We start from the raw sequence: 14,397 nt of genomic DNA, 5'->3' as shown, positions 1-14,397 counted from the left end.
GATGGAGAGTATATACGAGGATCAGAGAATGGAAATGGTAAAACCGGTTGGCGGTCCTATCCTGGAAGTGAAAAACCTTACCATTTCAGCACCATCACTCAAAAAAGAGCTGATCAAGAGCATGGATTTAGCGATCCAACCCGGGAAAATGCTCGGACTTATAGGGGAGAGCGGTAGCGGTAAAAGCCTGACGGCAGCGGCCATCCTTGGCCTGCTGCCTCCAACCCTTCAAGTGACCGGCGGTAAGATCACGTTTATGGACTTGGAAATCACGGCACTTCCAGAAAATAAAGCAAGGGCGCTGAGAGGAAGGGATATTGCTTATCTCTCCCAGAACTATCAAGGCTTTTTCACCCCTTTTATCAAGATCGGCGAACAGTTGGTGGAAGTCATCCAAAGCCATGGCAGAATGAAAAAGTCAGAAGCAAAAGAGAAGTCTCTCTATTGGCTTGATAAGGTCAGCCTTCCTGCACAGAGGGTATATGACAGCTATCCGTATCAGCTTAGCGGCGGCATGCTGCAACGGGCATCGATTGCCTCTGCAATCATGTTCAGACCGAAGCTGATCATCGCAGACGAGCCTTCTACAGCACTCGATGTCTTGACGGGGGAGCGGATTCTGGACTTGCTTGTGGAGCTTCAGCAGGAACTGAACTGCTCTGTCCTCTTGATCTCCCATGACCTGAACCATATCATCAACCGAACAGAAGAGATGGCTGTCATGTACGGTGGACAGATAGTCGAGCAAGGAAGCACAGCGGAAGTCCATCGAAATCCTGTCCACCCGTACACCCAGATGCTTTTGCAATCCAGGCTCAAGCTAAGCAGGAACATCCCGGATAGGCTTCCCGCCATGGAGGGTGAGGCGGCATGGGTGGAGAAATCTGGCTGTCCATTTGCTCCCAGGTGCAAATGGGCATCTGCGCAATGCCACGAAATCCCGCCGATGAGCAAGATCAACGGCTCACACCTTGTTGCCTGTCACGCCGTCTCTGCCGAAAGGATGAAAGCTTATGCTAGAAGTTAATGCTGTTACAAAGCTATACAGATCAAAGCCTGCCCTCACTGATGTATCCTTATATGTAAATCCAGGGGAAAGCCTCGGTATCATCGGGGAAAGCGGCAGCGGGAAGAGTACCCTCGGCAAACTGATATTAGGGCTGGAGCCTTTAGATAAAGGGGACATCCATTTCAGAGGTGTAAACATACAAGCACAAAAAGGCAGTGCGCTTAAGTCGATCAGGCGCCATATTCAAATCGTGTTTCAAAATCCGACTGGATCATTGAATCCGAAGCTCCCCGTCTGGAAATCGGTTGTAGAGCCCTTGGAGAACTATCCGGAAGTGGTCCCTTCCTTCTTAAAGGACAGGAATATAAGCAAGAAATCGATGGCACGTGTGTTATTCCATCAAGTCGGCTTGTCCGAAGAGCTGATGGATAGATACCCCCACCAGCTCAGCGGCGGACAGAAACAGCGGATAGCGATTGCAAGGGGCATCAGTTTGGAGCCATCGCTCCTCATATGCGATGAACCTACATCAAGCTTGGATGTATCAGTACAGGCACAGATATTGAACCTGTTGAAGGAACTGAAAAATGATTTGAACATGTCCTATCTATTCATCTCCCATGACATCGCCGCAGTCCAATTCATGTGCGACCGTATCGCCGTATTGAAGGACGGCTCGCTTGTTGACGTATTTAAGACAGAAGATATCTTCTCGGAAGAACGTCATCCCTATACCAAGGCGCTGATTGAGGCAGGGGGACAGGTTCCTTGTCCCGGGTGATTATTGAAGATTAAAGCGAAGTATTCGACTGCGGAAAGCCAATGGGTTTTCAAGCGGAATCCCACCCGAATCAGTGGGAAAAGGAAGCGGAGAACCGTCCCTCTGCTTCTATGCTTCAGTGCATATCAAGGTTCGTGGAGCCAGGAAAACCTTGAAGATTATTACGAAAGTGTCTTTGAGGGGTTAGAAAAGTATCTGGTGTCATAAAAAGTTTGCACAAAAATCCGAATAAAAACCCTTACCATTAATATCTTGGCATACCTTCTTGACAACAAGTTAAATCTATAGTTATTGAGATGTTTACTTGTCATTAAAGAAGATTGGGGACTTTTAGATGGATTCAATTTGGTTAGAATATGCATGGGCCTTGCTGATCCTCATAGGATTGGAAGGGTTGTTATCTGCGGACAATGCTTTGGTGCTTGCCGTCATTGCGAAGCATTTACCGGAAGATCAGAAGAAAAAAGCGATAAATTATGGAATTATAATGGCTTTCATTTTCAGGTTTGGCGCACTTTTTGCAATATCTTTTATTGCCAATGTCTGGCAGTTACAGGCAATAGGAGCCGCCTATCTCCTGTATCTGGGGTTAAAGCATGTCATCCAGGCCCGCTTTGGGAAAGAAAACGAAAATATCCGTGAGGACGAAGAACAAAAAGCCGCAGGAAAAGGGTTCGGAGCAACAGTGGGGAAGATCGCAATAGCGGACCTCGCCTTTGCGATCGATTCCATCCTGGCAGCAGTCGCACTGGCACTCGGTCTTCCCGATTCTCCACTGGATGATTTCGGAGGGATGGATGGAGGTCAATTTATCGTAGTTGTACTTGGAGGGATTGCTGGACTGGTCCTAATCAAATTTGCAGCAACGTGGTTTGTCCAATTACTCGATAAACGTCCAGCATTGGAAACGACAGCATACGCAATCGTGGCCTGGGTTGGTGTCAAGCTGGCAATCATAACCCTATCCCATGAGGATATAGGGGTCCTAGATTCCCACTTCCCGCACAGTACAGTATGGACACTGATTTTCTATGCGGTATTAGTGGGCACTGCACTATTAGGATGGTTTGCTCCTAAGAATAAGACAATGGGAGAAAATGAACTTTAAAGGGTAACAGAGGTAGTTAAGCGTTGCGTTCAATCAAGGTAGAGAGTGATTAGCGGGATGTAACCCGCTCAAAGCCTGCATCCAGCCTCTGAATTCAATGGCTATTACTGAATTATGATATCCTTGCAAGTGAGAAAAAGGTGCTGGTTGATGCATGTTTCTCTGCTTTGACAGGTTTTTCTCCACAAAGGTTCTATGGAGAACATGATACCGAATCACTATAGTACTTCAGCACACTTCTTTTAAAGAGATGTGCTTTTTTTGTGCTTATAAGGACCCAGGGACAGGTCCCTTGTACCTGCCGGTTGCTGAAGATTAAAGAGATGTAAAGGGATGCGGAAATGAAAGGATTTTCTAAGCGGAATCCCACTTGTAATAATGAAAAAAAGGAAGCAGAAAACCGTCACTCTGCTTATGTATTATTCATGGATGAATTTTTCGCAGAGGGGAATGAAAATAGGCGGAGAAATTCCGCCTAATATATAAAAGGGGCCTTAAGAAGCAAAGATAAGCGGAGAAATTCCGGTTAACTGCTCTAAATAAGCCGAAATTCAAGGATTTGAAACATATAAGCGGAATAACTCCGCTTATTTTAAGGAAAATATGGGTATTTCCCGAGATAGACGGAAAAACTCCGGTTATTTTCTTCGCAGTTCAGTTTAATAACAGTGCTTTTGCCGTAACACGCAATATGCATTAGGTGGGCCTTTTGAAGAGCCCCTGGATGTGGTCACAATGGCTCCCCGCACGACAGGAAGAGTGGGAAAAAGGAAGCAGAAAACCGTCACTCTGCTTTGGAATGAATGATCCGATCATTTACAAATGCTTTTAAAAAGAAGAGTTCATTCTGGTTTGGAGATCTCTTTTTCTCCAGCTTGAAACGCTCTATTGCTTGTTCCAGTGATGTGGAATCTGTGACTTTGCTAGTAGAAATAAGCTCTTCCCAATACAGATCCATCTCGTCCAGATCACAGATTGACTCATGTCCAAGTAGAAAATACGTGGCATCATACTTCTCGATGTCCTCGATCATATGCAATAAAAGAGACTGCTTGTAGTGAAACAAAGAATCGGTAGTTGTCCCATAACCGCTGTCACCCAAGAAAAGGACTTTATCGTCAGGAACATAAACAATAGTTGAATCATCACTATGGGTAGACCTTATTGCTTCAAGCACACAGATCTTGTTCCCCAAATCTATGGTGAGAGATTTTTCAAAAATGATATCGGGAGACTTTAACCTGAAAGAATCCCTCCCCGGCATTTCCTCTTTGATCACTTCCATACACTTGGAAGTCATCATTCCACCATCCACATACTGTTGAAGAGAGTCGTCATCAAATGAATAGCCTTGCCAATCATTTATCACTTGATTTGTAAGGCTATTCATTATAATGGTGGCCCCGAATTCATTCATACCTAAAAAATGGTCCCAGTGTCCATGGGTAACCACCAAATATTTGACCGGAGGGACGTTCAAAGCCTCGATCTCTTTCAAAAACTCCTGTGCATGTTGAACGGAATTGCCGGCATCTACTACGAGACTATAATTCTCCCCACAGACTAATCCTAAAGTAGGTCTTTCTTTTTCATCATTGTTAGACAAATAATAGATAGATGAATTTATTTTATTAAGCATGTCATTTCTCCTCTTATATTATTTTTCATCAGGTGAGGGATGAGAAAATCTCCATGCTTTCATGAATGATAGATTTTCTCCTGCTAAGCTCTTACCATTGGACCTTACCTCCTTTATTTTTTATATAAAAAACCATCTTTTATGTAATAAGTACGAACAGTCGGTATAAAAGTCAGATAATTAGTATAATAGAAACTTTAACATAGTTTACCAATAGAGTGGGATTTTTTTAACTAGGCCGTATAATTTCCTTACACGTAAACGTCTTTATATTGTAAGCACTTAGGAGGGAATAAGATGAATCAAACAACTAACATAAACAAGGATTTTGTGGATGAAACGCGGAAACTGAAAAATGAATTTGAAGCGATCGTGTCCGCTTATTCGGCAGATTTGTGGAATTATTGTAAATACGTCACAGGCTCTCCCTGGGATGGGGAAGACCTTTATCAGGAAACGATGATAAAGTCATTCGGATTACTCCCACAACGATGGAGTGATATTACCGACAAGAAGTACTATTTATTTAGGATGGCAACAAACACCTGGCTTGATCAGTGCAGAAAGCAGAAACGTGAAATAGGAACATTGGATGAAGCAACTGAACCTCAGCATGATTTCTCCGATCAGTTGATACTGGAAGAGATCCTGACATCGCTGGAATCGAATTTGACACCTAAACAAACAGCAGCATTTCTGCTATTGGACATTTTCCAATTCAGCGCAGAAGAAATAGCCGGTATCGTCCAAAGCACTCCAGGAGGTGTCTATTCAGCCGTGCAAAGAGCGAGGAGAAAAATAAATTCCCTGGATTTTTCAAAAGCTGAAACGAAAGTGAATACACAAAGCCAGAACCAAACCGTTCAGGCATACCTAGAAGCTTTCAACAGTGGAGACTTGGACGGTATGCTGAAGCTATTCAGTGATCAAGCCCAGAACGAAGCCTTCTTCGGATTCCAGGAATTCTCCAAAAAAGAAATGCTGAAAGGCTCCTTGAAATTCGGTCTGCCTGGACATACTGCACAAGAAGTGATCCTGTGGGGCAAACCTGTCATTATCGTCATAACCAAAGGTGAACAAGGCAACGAATTGCACGACATACAAATGCAAGAGATCGAAAATGGAAAAATAGTAAGCCACAAAAGCTATTTCTTCAGAAAAGAATTTATCCTGGCAGCCGCCGAGGAGCTTGGGATAAGGGCACAGTTGGTAAAACCGCCGGTGTCGTGGAAGTAAGGGGACAGGTCCTTTGTCCCTACGGCATAGTCCTGATCGGGTTATTTTTAAAGCAGCGGCAGCACGAACCTAAAAGAAAGGAATGTTAGTTGAATTGAAGATTATTATGCAAGCGTTAGGAATCTCCTTTATCATCCACCTCATCTATTTTTTGGGAACATGGATGGTCGGTTATCTAAAAACAAGAAATTACAATCCCAGCATCGCGAACGGATGGACAGAGGTCGAAATGCTTCAAAGTGAAGTGGCTTTCGGCGCAGTGGCATCTCCGTTGTTCATGCTGTCAACGTTCTTCGGGGTCGCATTGATCAGCGCATTTTTCATTTTTTTCTTTGGGAAAGTTGTTCATTTTAAGAAAGGGTAAGGGTGGCATGAACACACCTACCTTCAATTTGTTTATAACGAAAGCTCTGTTTGCTGAAAGGAAGCGGAGAACCGTGCGCTGCTTCTGAAAGTATACTGAATCAAAAAATGTAGGATAGGAGAAGAAAATTGAAGATAAAGAGAGTATACGATTATGAAATTGATGATGCATTAAGAAAAGATATCCAAGAGCTGCTGTTAGAGTGTTTTGAAGACGATTATCCAAAGGAAAGAATTTATTTTAAGCAATTGCCTCATTTTAGATACCTCGCATTTAATGATGAACATAAACTTGTTGCTCAAGTGGGCCTGGATTATAGAATCATGAATCTGAATGGCAAGCCTGTAAGAGTTCTTGGAGTAATTGATTTATGTGTCACAAAGGAGTACCGCTCAAATGGATTAGGCTCTTTATTACTTTCAGAAATAGAGAAATTCAGTGAAAATAAACTCATAGATTTCTTGCTTTTATTTGCAGATAATAAGAACTTGTATTTGAAAAATGGTTACAGATCCGTAGAGAACAAATGTACATGGCTTAAAATAAATAATGAAAACCAGAGGATTATAGGTATAGGAATTGAAGTTATCAATGAGCTTATGATCAAGGAATTGGGAAATGTAAAGTGGCAAAACGGAGAATTAGATTTATTAGGCTACCTTTATTAAAGCCATGGGGACAGGTCCATTGGCCTTTAGTCAGCGCTCGCACACATCGGCAGGAGAGAGCTAGTGGCTACACGAGCAAAAAAACAGAGGTGGTCCAATTTCAGATGCTTCTATACTTTGAACTGAGTTAAAAAGATACACCGTTATCGCAATAAAAACCAGCCTGTTCATCTATTAGATTGAACAGGCTAGTTTGGTTAATGTGCTCATGATCGGCCCGCCTAGTTGCGGAAAAGAAAGCATCTGTCATCCTACTAAATCCCATTCAGTCTTCCTCATCCCGTATCAGTTGCTGCCATTACTGGCGGCTGACTTCGGGGAACGGAAAACTAAAGGAAGCGGTGGACACCGTCCCAGATGCTTCTGCTTCTGGTGTGCTTGGAGAATAGATGAGATCCCTTGCCAGGTTGTTGTCTTTTTCATATATGTTGTATAGCCAAGGGAATTCCCTTACATTCCGATATATGTAGCCGCAATTAAGTAAGCAGGGATATAACGAATATTTCCCACGTTGAATTCGTTTTCCAAGTCTTTCAATAGGGACTCTGTATGCACTTTTTAGTGCGATGTACAAAGATGGATTTAAGACACAAACAATATACTGAATATTGCTCTTTCTTCCAATTTCTAAGGTGCCATAAAATAGATAGTCCAGAGTGCCTGTTCCTCGGAAATCTTTATGTATGCATATTCCATCAAGTTCTACAATGTGTTTTACATTCGCTTGAATGAAAGGGTTTTTATGAAAGGGAAAATATTGATTGATAGGAGTTCGCTCGTCTAATGTGTAAGGGATGAATTCTCCAGTTCCAGTATACTCCCCCTCATCATTCATGGACAAAATTCTAGATACATTTCCAACAGGACATTCCAGGATATACCCCATCTCTTGAAATGATGGGATCAAAAGATCATAAAATGCGTTGTAGTCATCTTGTGTTTTAACGTTACGGTAATATTTGCTTTTCATATATGGACTTCACTCCGATATTTTTTGTAGGTATATTGACACATAACAAATATTAACAGTTGTTGGATGTTATTTGTTAAAAATTACAAAAAAAGACAAATAAAAAAACCAACAAAATTCATTGAAATACGACAAAGTTGGTATTAGATATGGTCAAAATGAAGGTTATTTATTTCTCACGTATTTATATAAAATTTTGAAACCAAATTTATCCTTTTACGTCTATACTGTAGTCAAGAAAGAGGGGGAGTCCAATTGGGGGATGGCAACCGAGCAGAAGAGCAGATAAGGGATTGGTATGAGCGGTATAGCAGCGAAATATTCCGGTACATCTTCGTCGCGATAGGAGACCGGCAGCAGGCAAGGGACTTGATGCAGGAGACATTTATCAAAGCATTCAAGTCAATCGACAGTTATCGGGGGGACGCTTCGCCGCGGACTTGGTTACACAGGATCGCCAGGAACGAAACCATCGATTATCAGCGGAAAAAGCGGCCGCTTACGTATGTGTTGGAGAATTTTGCGCCAATCAAATCAAACCGGCCGACGCCACAAGAGATAATCGAACTTGGGGAAGAGATGGGCCAGCTTTACGAAAACCTGACAGAGTTAAAGAAAGAATACAGGGAAGTCATTATATTAAGAAAGGTAAAAGAATTCTCCACAAGAGAAACGGCAAGCATACTCGGATGGAAGGAAAGTAAGGTCAAAACCGTGTTACACCGGGGAATAGAGGAGCTACGGAAGCGAATGGGGAAGGAGGAATCGGAGTATGGAACGTTCAAGCAATCGAACTAATCTAGATAGGAACCTCCATAAATTCAATGCAATTGACCTGACTGACCAGGAGCATCATGAATCACTGCAGGCAGTGATGCGAGGGATCAAGCGGAAGCGATCTATCAAACAACCATTGTTCGCCTACACCCTCAGCGCGGCTGCAGTCGTAGGATTACTTTTATTTACCTATAACAATTATCCGGCTTTATTCTATCCAAATGCGGAAAAACCGATAGAGACTGCCCCAGTGGAGGATGAAAAAGAGTATCTCCTACAGGATCCATCCAAGGAAAATATCGAGAGCTTTCTAATTGAACAAGAAGTAGAAATCGCGGAATGGTCGCCAAACGAAGAACAAGTCGTCTTTGTAAAACCAATGAAAGGAAAGGAAAACCAAGCAGGCCCTCTGTTATCTTGGCATGTCGGTGAAAACAAACCAAGTGAAATACCGAACCAGCAAGGCAACACTGGCACCTATTTCATCTGGTCCCCTGACAGTAGCAAGTTGATCATCAGGTCGGGAACTTCCATCGTCAGCAGTGGAACCATAATCGACGCGGTAAGACTGGAGACTATCGGTGAACTTTCTTTCGTCGGCGATGCGGTGTGGTCGCCTGATTCGAAATATATCTCATATGGCCTGATGGACCAGGACGTCACGCCAATTGTAGCGACAGAAATATCAGGCGTACAACTGTCCGTCTACAACCTTGCTACAGGTAAAACTGTTGCCTTACTTCCAGCTGATGAGGAAGTTTATTATACTCCCACTACTTGGGAAGGGGATGTCCTCTATTTTAATGAAATCAGCTTTACTACGGGAAATATGATGGGAAAAGCGATAGAAGTGGGGGTTTACCTACAGGAGGAAAAAGCGGTCGATGAATCGGCTGCCCCCGTTGATTTCTACAACGTATTCGGTTCCTATGACATCGGACCCGTCAACTATCTATCAGAGGAAATGGATTTCTATCCACTCTCATCAAGCAACTACGTGGTGGGAGTCGGCATCTTGGCAGACGCGGCGCCTATGTACCAGCTATATGAAATAAACGGTGCAAGAGATAAAGTGACCATCATCCGAAAAGTGACCGGAGGCGGTGAAGAAGTGTCAGCGGCTGTAGAGCAGATACTCCAACAACAAAATTGGCAGGAGGAACTGGCTGCCTACATGCTCGAAGAATTAAAACCGATAAAAGAGCCATTTTTCTCCTATGACCCAAACATCACAGAAACAGACGTCGACATCCAAGGCGGGAAGATCCGCCTCTACCCAGTCACCATCGGAAAAGACACCTACTACTTCAAAAAGGGCCAAGGACTATGGGCTAAACATCTGGCCAGTGACCGGATTATTGAAAACTACACCGAACCGCAGTTTGTTTATCGGGGGTATGTGTATTAAGAAGCATTGGGGACGGTTCTCATGGCTTGCAAAAAAACTAAAACAGCAGGCTCCACGCGGTATGTATTCCACGCGAAGCCTGCTGTTTTAGTTATTTCTCCTCTAACATAATGCATCTGCACTTGCATATTTCTATAAAAGCTGTTGTAGCACCATAACCGAAGAATTATTAACCAACAATCGGTAGTTGCCTGCTAGATAATAAATCAACGATAAGCATCTTATGTGCAGTGAATATATTCTCTGGCAGCTCTTCAAGAGAATAAAACCTATTCTGCATGGATTCCTCGTTACTTCTGACTAACTCCCCGGTATACTGTCTGCAAATAAATGTTACGAGAACAATTGATACTTGGTCGCCATTAGAAAATGTCTTATCATGTTGAGGACCTGAATAGATCCCAAACAACTCAAGTTCATCTAATGTAAGTCCCGTTTCTTCGTAAACTTCCCTTCTGGCAGTATCCTGGACGCTTTCCCCTAAATCCATGAACCCGCCTGGAAATCCCCACTGACCACTATCAGAACGCTGTTGCATCAACACTCGATTTTCCTTATCAAAAACAATTGCACCCGCAGCAACCATAATAACCTTCTCGTTTCCAACCATCGATCTTAAGTGCTTTATGTAATCCATTTTGACAGTCCCCTCATTATGTTAACCTCTTATTGTCTTAAACAGGGATATTCCCTTTCCTCAAAATTGGAGTAAGCTTCTCCAACTCATTGTATAACTTAGCTTTCATTGATTCTAACTCCTCTTCAGAAGGCCTTACTTCATCAGAAGACATAACATCCCGATCTACCCACCAAACAGGCCCATGCACTGCATCGTCATCCTTGCGCGGGAAGATATGCCAATGCAAATGAGCATCCCCGTTCCCTAACAACTCATAATTCAATTTATCTGGACTAAAGGCATTATAAACTGCCTCCGCAACCTTACTCATTTCAACCAAGAACTCAGCCTTAAAATCTTCCTCCAAAAAATGCAGCTCTGTTTTATGGTGCTTACAAAGAAATAACGTATATCCCTTAAACAATTGATGATCCCCAATCACCACATACCCTGTATTTAACTCTGCGACAAAATAAGGGTTTGTTTCTTCCTCGATCATTTTCATTCTCTTACATATTAAACAATTATCTACTGACATCAGGTTATACCTCTAATCTTCTAATTTTTCTGATAACAAATTTTATGATAGCACATTTTGGGAGGAGTTGGGACAGGTCCGTTGGCATTATGGGATGAGTATATCCGTTTACTTTCAACCACAAAAACCAGGTAGCCTCATTTATTTAAGGTATTGCATGGGTTCGCTATTTTACTAGGTTAGTTGTGTATTATTAATCAGAGGGATATTAAAACAGATCTTTCTTCTTATCCGCTTCAATTTTATGGAAAGTTTCCCCCTTTTATCTAACTAATAAGGTATATTAATAACATAGAATAAATACATAAAAGTGAGGAAAAGAAATGGGAGAAAAGAAGAAGTCATTAAGCCACGATGCGATTATGAAAGCCCTAGACTGGTCTTATGATAAAGCAGTAAACGGTGGTATACCTGGTATGGATAATGCTATCGAGTTAGCTGAAAATTATTTAAGCAAGAACGGAACACTGATTGAAAACGCTAACAGCTTAATCAGATGGCAAAACACTAAGAGTGCTACAAGTGGATTTTTATCTGGACTAGGAGGACTAATCGTTATGCCTGTTGCAATACCGGCAAACATTACAAGTGTAATATTAGTACAAATACGAATGGTGGCAGCAATTGCACATATGGGTGGTCACGATCTGAAGTCCGATGAAGTCAAGACGTTTGTGTATGCTTGTCTAGCCGGTAATGGAGCGAAGGATATCCTGAAGAATTCCGGTATACAAATAGGGAAGAAGTTAGCAATCAGTGGCATAAAGAAGATTCCAGGAGAAGTTATTAAGAAAATTAATCAAGCGGTTGGTTTTCGCTTGTTAACTAAGTTTGGGGAAAAAGGAGTCATCAATCTAGGAAAAATGGTACCCATTGCAGGGGGATTAATCGGTGGTACGGTCGATGCAGTATCTACCAATACAATTGGAAATGTTGCTAGAAAATTATTCATCGAAGAATCAAATATAAAGAGACCGGATAAGGATGCCGTCATCATCGAAATGAATGGTTAATTCGGGGGAGGGCGGTGAATAATCTACACCAATATATAAAAGCAGACAATAAGTGGTGGACAACCAGCTTATTGCCTGCTTTTTTTTCTTCTATCAGTTAAACCTGATATTTACCGTATAATCAATATTCATAAAAAACTCTTTTAGCACTTTTTCCGCATTTTTCTCTGCAGTATCTAGTAAACCTATAGAGACCGCATCTTGACGAGTTTGCTCTTGAGCCTTATTGGCTAAGTCAAATCCCTCTTCCCAATCAACATTATCACTGAATAGCCCGCCATCCACATAGGTTTCTATTTTATCCATCTGCAGAGATGGATCCTGAATGAGCTTCGCATGAGGAAGGGTAATGTCTATTTCTCTTGTCTCTTCATTAATAACCATGTCCTCAGAAGTAATCCCCTTCAAATCGACACCAGCAATAACCGTCGAGGGTACGATTATTAGAAGTTCTCGCTTTGTTCCTGGCAGATTCATAGAAATATCTTTCCCGAAAATCGTATTATCTTCTTCTCTTAAAACTACTTTCATATGAGCTTCAGCTGTTGCTAATGTAGCTAGCTCTTGAACTTGTTCAACGTAAGTGACAGACTCTTTTTTGAAGGTACCCTCAGTAAAAAGCCAGATTCCTCCTAAAATAATAACTAAAAGTACAAAGGTGCCCAAAATAATCTTTAACAAACTAGCTTTTAAGAAAGTCCTAAATACCCCTTTAGGGAGAGGCAAGGACCTTACATTATGATCTAACGCAGTCGTTGCAGCACTTTGCTGTTGTGCTTCCTGCAATTCTATTAATTGTCTTTCAAGTTGTGCAATCTTTTCATCTCTTTCTTCGATAATCTCTCTGGTTGTCTTCATTTTCTACCCCTTTGAGTAATATTATTAAAATTCATGTTTTATTAATTCATTAATCTTATTATGTAAGAGATTTCTTAAATTAGTAATTAATTTTAATAATAACATAATTATGCAAATTTTATAGTGGTAAATAGCTAGCATTCAAAAATAGGGAAAGCATCAGGGATGGTTTCCGTTGGTTCCAAAGGTAAAATAGCAAACTTTGATTGGCATATATCACAGTTAAAGCCTGCTTTTTCTATTTGCTCTAGCTCAAATCTATTGCAGCCTCAAGATGGAAAATTTAAGTTATGCTCATTATTTTAATTAGTGGTGGGCTTTTTTATAATCACGTAAACTATGCATTTAGATTATTATGGTATAATTTAACTATTATTAGAAGTATGGGGGAAACTTTTTGATGTGTTACCTGTTAAATGACGATAGTTATAGCTTATGGCATAAGCTAATTGAAGCTTTGGTGAGAAATTAATTACGGTTAGAACAAGAAGGCTTAGTAATTAATATGAATCATAAATAGAAGCGGGGGACGGTTCTCTGCTTCCCGGTCCTCTTTTCGGGAGGTTGTTCTGGGCACAGTGACTCATCTAATTTAGTAGATTGTTATTTTTTTTCATAAACAGCAGTTAAGGTAGGAGTGGAACATGCAAAAGCACATTAAGGAAGAGGATCTATATCAGATAAAAATGACAGCGCTTGACAGGCTGAGTCCTGATGGAATATCTGTATTCTTTTGGGGGGCGTTTATCTATAGTGCCGTCATAGTGGGCTTCAGTTTTCAGGCATTAACAAGTCCATACCTGGCAAATGCGAAATGGCAGGGATTTACTGGAATGTTATTTATACTCTTGGTCATTCAGGCATTAGGGACATTCTTTTATTCCAGTGAAAAAATAGCATATAAATATCAAAAGTTACAAGTGCTATTCCTTTTGTTTGTTTCATTCAAGTTGTCCTTTGAAATGTATCTGCCCTTTTTTCTTCTGCACCAGGACCGGATGGCCCCATCATATATCCAGACGGTTGGGCTCGTTTTAATGGCTGGGGGTTTGCTCACCCTTATATTAGCTGTTATCCATGGATTCTTAAGTGTGCGAAAGGGTTATTTCAAAAGAAATGAAAAAGGGCTATATAGATTCAGCACTCTCAAAAACTATGTGGGATTGCCGTTTTTATTCGGCCTACTGTTATTTGGAGGTTTATTAGCAAAAGCTGCATGGGATATGCCTGATGTGTTCTCGATTGGGGAAGTGTTTTTCGCACTCTTTTTGAGCTTTGTCATCCAATATGCCATTGCACTGACATGGCCGGAGTTTTTGCTGTTGGCCTATTCAAAATTCAAGTTCAAATCCTTTTCACCACGCTTTCCAAATAGGAAAAAAGGGAAGTTGGGTTAATGGTTTATTAAG

General features: G+C 41.5%; 15 protein-coding genes. 10 read left to right on the top strand and 5 right to left on the bottom strand.

Annotation, left to right across the window (positions count from 1 at the left end):
* Window position 1 precedes the first annotated feature (1 nt).
* From JOC95_RS01845 to JOC95_RS01835, 3 genes are all read left to right on the top strand, one after another.
* Window positions 2-1,027 carry an ABC transporter ATP-binding protein gene (locus JOC95_RS01845; protein WP_204412849.1) on the top strand — a complete coding sequence of 342 codons (1,026 nt, stop codon included), beginning with the start codon at window positions 2-4 and terminating at the stop codon, window positions 1,025-1,027.
* Complete coding sequence (locus JOC95_RS01840; RefSeq protein WP_204412848.1) at window positions 1,014-1,790, top strand: ABC transporter ATP-binding protein; 777 nt, start codon at window positions 1,014-1,016, stop codon at window positions 1,788-1,790. The genes JOC95_RS01845 and JOC95_RS01840 overlap by 14 nt, the downstream gene beginning before the upstream one ends.
* Window positions 1,791-2,124: 334 nt before the next feature.
* Complete coding sequence (locus JOC95_RS01835) at window positions 2,125-2,898, top strand: TerC family protein (protein WP_204412846.1); 774 nt, start codon at window positions 2,125-2,127, stop codon at window positions 2,896-2,898.
* Between the two features lie 784 nt (window positions 2,899-3,682).
* Here JOC95_RS01835 and JOC95_RS01830 read toward each other — a convergent pair.
* Complete coding sequence (locus JOC95_RS01830; RefSeq protein WP_204412844.1) at window positions 3,683-4,537, bottom strand: MBL fold metallo-hydrolase; 855 nt, start codon at window positions 4,535-4,537, stop codon at window positions 3,683-3,685.
* Between the two features lie 297 nt (window positions 4,538-4,834).
* Here JOC95_RS01830 and JOC95_RS01825 point away from each other — a divergent pair, with 297 nt between their 5' ends.
* From JOC95_RS01825 to JOC95_RS01815, 3 genes are all read left to right on the top strand, one after another.
* The gene (locus JOC95_RS01825; protein WP_204412842.1) at window positions 4,835-5,773 is read left to right on the top strand and encodes a sigma-70 family RNA polymerase sigma factor; all 939 of its coding nucleotides are present in this window, start codon (window positions 4,835-4,837) and stop codon (window positions 5,771-5,773) included.
* Between the two features lie 94 nt (window positions 5,774-5,867).
* Window positions 5,868-6,137, top strand: a complete 270-nt coding sequence (locus JOC95_RS01820) for a hypothetical protein (RefSeq protein WP_204412840.1) — start codon at window positions 5,868-5,870, stop codon at window positions 6,135-6,137.
* A gap of 128 nt (window positions 6,138-6,265) precedes the next feature.
* Window positions 6,266-6,805, top strand: a complete 540-nt coding sequence (locus tag JOC95_RS01815) for a GNAT family N-acetyltransferase (RefSeq protein WP_204412838.1) — start codon at window positions 6,266-6,268, stop codon at window positions 6,803-6,805.
* A 298-nt stretch (window positions 6,806-7,103) separates the two neighbouring features.
* On the opposite strand, the gene JOC95_RS01810 is transcribed toward JOC95_RS01815, so the two are convergent.
* On the bottom strand, window positions 7,104-7,775 hold the full coding sequence (locus JOC95_RS01810) for a hypothetical protein (protein ID WP_204412836.1): 672 nt from the start codon (window positions 7,773-7,775) through the stop codon (window positions 7,104-7,106).
* 255 nt (window positions 7,776-8,030) lie between these two features.
* Between JOC95_RS01810 and JOC95_RS01805 the strand changes: the two genes are divergently transcribed.
* Both JOC95_RS01805 and JOC95_RS01800 read left to right on the top strand, forming a co-directional pair.
* Window positions 8,031-8,573: an RNA polymerase sigma factor gene (locus JOC95_RS01805; protein ID WP_204412834.1), complete on the top strand. Its 543-nt coding sequence runs from the start codon at window positions 8,031-8,033 to the stop codon at window positions 8,571-8,573.
* Window positions 8,548-9,960, top strand: coding sequence for a hypothetical protein (locus JOC95_RS01800; RefSeq protein ID WP_204412832.1), 1,413 nt, complete (start codon window positions 8,548-8,550; stop codon window positions 9,958-9,960). The genes JOC95_RS01805 and JOC95_RS01800 overlap by 26 nt, the downstream gene beginning before the upstream one ends.
* Before the next feature lie 169 nt (window positions 9,961-10,129).
* On the opposite strand, the gene JOC95_RS01795 is transcribed toward JOC95_RS01800, so the two are convergent.
* Together JOC95_RS01795 and JOC95_RS01790 are read right to left on the bottom strand one after the other, a co-directional pair.
* Window positions 10,130-10,597 carry an NUDIX hydrolase gene (locus JOC95_RS01795; RefSeq protein ID WP_204412830.1) on the bottom strand — a complete coding sequence of 156 codons (468 nt, stop codon included), beginning with the start codon at window positions 10,595-10,597 and terminating at the stop codon, window positions 10,130-10,132.
* Between the two features lie 37 nt (window positions 10,598-10,634).
* Window positions 10,635-11,078, bottom strand: a complete 444-nt coding sequence (locus JOC95_RS01790) for an HIT family protein (protein WP_239582659.1) — start codon at window positions 11,076-11,078, stop codon at window positions 10,635-10,637.
* A 362-nt stretch (window positions 11,079-11,440) separates the two neighbouring features.
* Here JOC95_RS01790 and JOC95_RS01785 point away from each other — a divergent pair, with 362 nt between their 5' ends.
* Window positions 11,441-12,130, top strand: a complete 690-nt coding sequence (locus JOC95_RS01785) for an EcsC family protein (RefSeq protein WP_204412828.1) — start codon at window positions 11,441-11,443, stop codon at window positions 12,128-12,130.
* 93 nt (window positions 12,131-12,223) lie between these two features.
* On the opposite strand, the gene JOC95_RS01780 is transcribed toward JOC95_RS01785, so the two are convergent.
* Complete coding sequence (locus JOC95_RS01780; RefSeq protein WP_239582658.1) at window positions 12,224-12,988, bottom strand: DUF4230 domain-containing protein; 765 nt, start codon at window positions 12,986-12,988, stop codon at window positions 12,224-12,226.
* 644 nt (window positions 12,989-13,632) lie between these two features.
* Here JOC95_RS01780 and JOC95_RS01775 point away from each other — a divergent pair.
* Window positions 13,633-14,385 (top strand): hypothetical protein, encoded by a 753-nt coding sequence (locus JOC95_RS01775; protein WP_204412827.1) that lies wholly within the window; start codon window positions 13,633-13,635, stop codon window positions 14,383-14,385.
* The last annotated feature ends 12 nt before the right edge of the window (window positions 14,386-14,397 follow it).

Source organism: Sutcliffiella tianshenii (assembly GCF_016908565.1).
In the GTDB taxonomy this organism is placed as follows: domain Bacteria; phylum Bacillota; class Bacilli; order Bacillales; family Bacillaceae_I; genus Sutcliffiella_A; species Sutcliffiella_A tianshenii.
The sequence above is the reverse complement of the archived record's forward strand: the minus strand, read 5'-3'. Positions and strand labels throughout refer to the sequence as shown.

What these genes read in the sequence shown, in the direction of transcription:
- JOC95_RS01845 (WP_204412849.1), top strand. Translation starts at nt 2, where the DNA reads ATGGAGAGTATATACGAGGATCAGAGAATGGAAATGGTAAAACCGGTT.
- JOC95_RS01840 (WP_204412848.1), top strand. Translation starts at nt 1,014, where the DNA reads ATGCTAGAAGTTAATGCTGTTACAAAGCTATACAGATCAAAGCCTGCC.
- JOC95_RS01835 (WP_204412846.1), top strand. Translation starts at nt 2,125, where the DNA reads ATGGATTCAATTTGGTTAGAATATGCATGGGCCTTGCTGATCCTCATA.
- JOC95_RS01830 (WP_204412844.1), bottom strand. Translation starts at nt 4,537, where the DNA reads ATGCTTAATAAAATAAATTCATCTATCTATTATTTGTCTAACAATGAT.
- JOC95_RS01825 (WP_204412842.1), top strand. Translation starts at nt 4,835, where the DNA reads ATGAATCAAACAACTAACATAAACAAGGATTTTGTGGATGAAACGCGG.
- JOC95_RS01810 (WP_204412836.1), bottom strand. Translation starts at nt 7,775, where the DNA reads ATGAAAAGCAAATATTACCGTAACGTTAAAACACAAGATGACTACAAC.
- JOC95_RS01800 (WP_204412832.1), top strand. Translation starts at nt 8,548, where the DNA reads ATGGAACGTTCAAGCAATCGAACTAATCTAGATAGGAACCTCCATAAA.
- JOC95_RS01795 (WP_204412830.1), bottom strand. Translation starts at nt 10,597, where the DNA reads ATGGATTACATAAAGCACTTAAGATCGATGGTTGGAAACGAGAAGGTT.
- JOC95_RS01790 (WP_239582659.1), bottom strand. Translation starts at nt 11,078, where the DNA reads ATGATCGAGGAAGAAACAAACCCTTATTTTGTCGCAGAGTTAAATACA.
- JOC95_RS01785 (WP_204412828.1), top strand. Translation starts at nt 11,441, where the DNA reads ATGGGAGAAAAGAAGAAGTCATTAAGCCACGATGCGATTATGAAAGCC.
- JOC95_RS01780 (WP_239582658.1), bottom strand. Translation starts at nt 12,988, where the DNA reads ATGAAGACAACCAGAGAGATTATCGAAGAAAGAGATGAAAAGATTGCA.
- JOC95_RS01775 (WP_204412827.1), top strand. Translation starts at nt 13,633, where the DNA reads ATGCAAAAGCACATTAAGGAAGAGGATCTATATCAGATAAAAATGACA.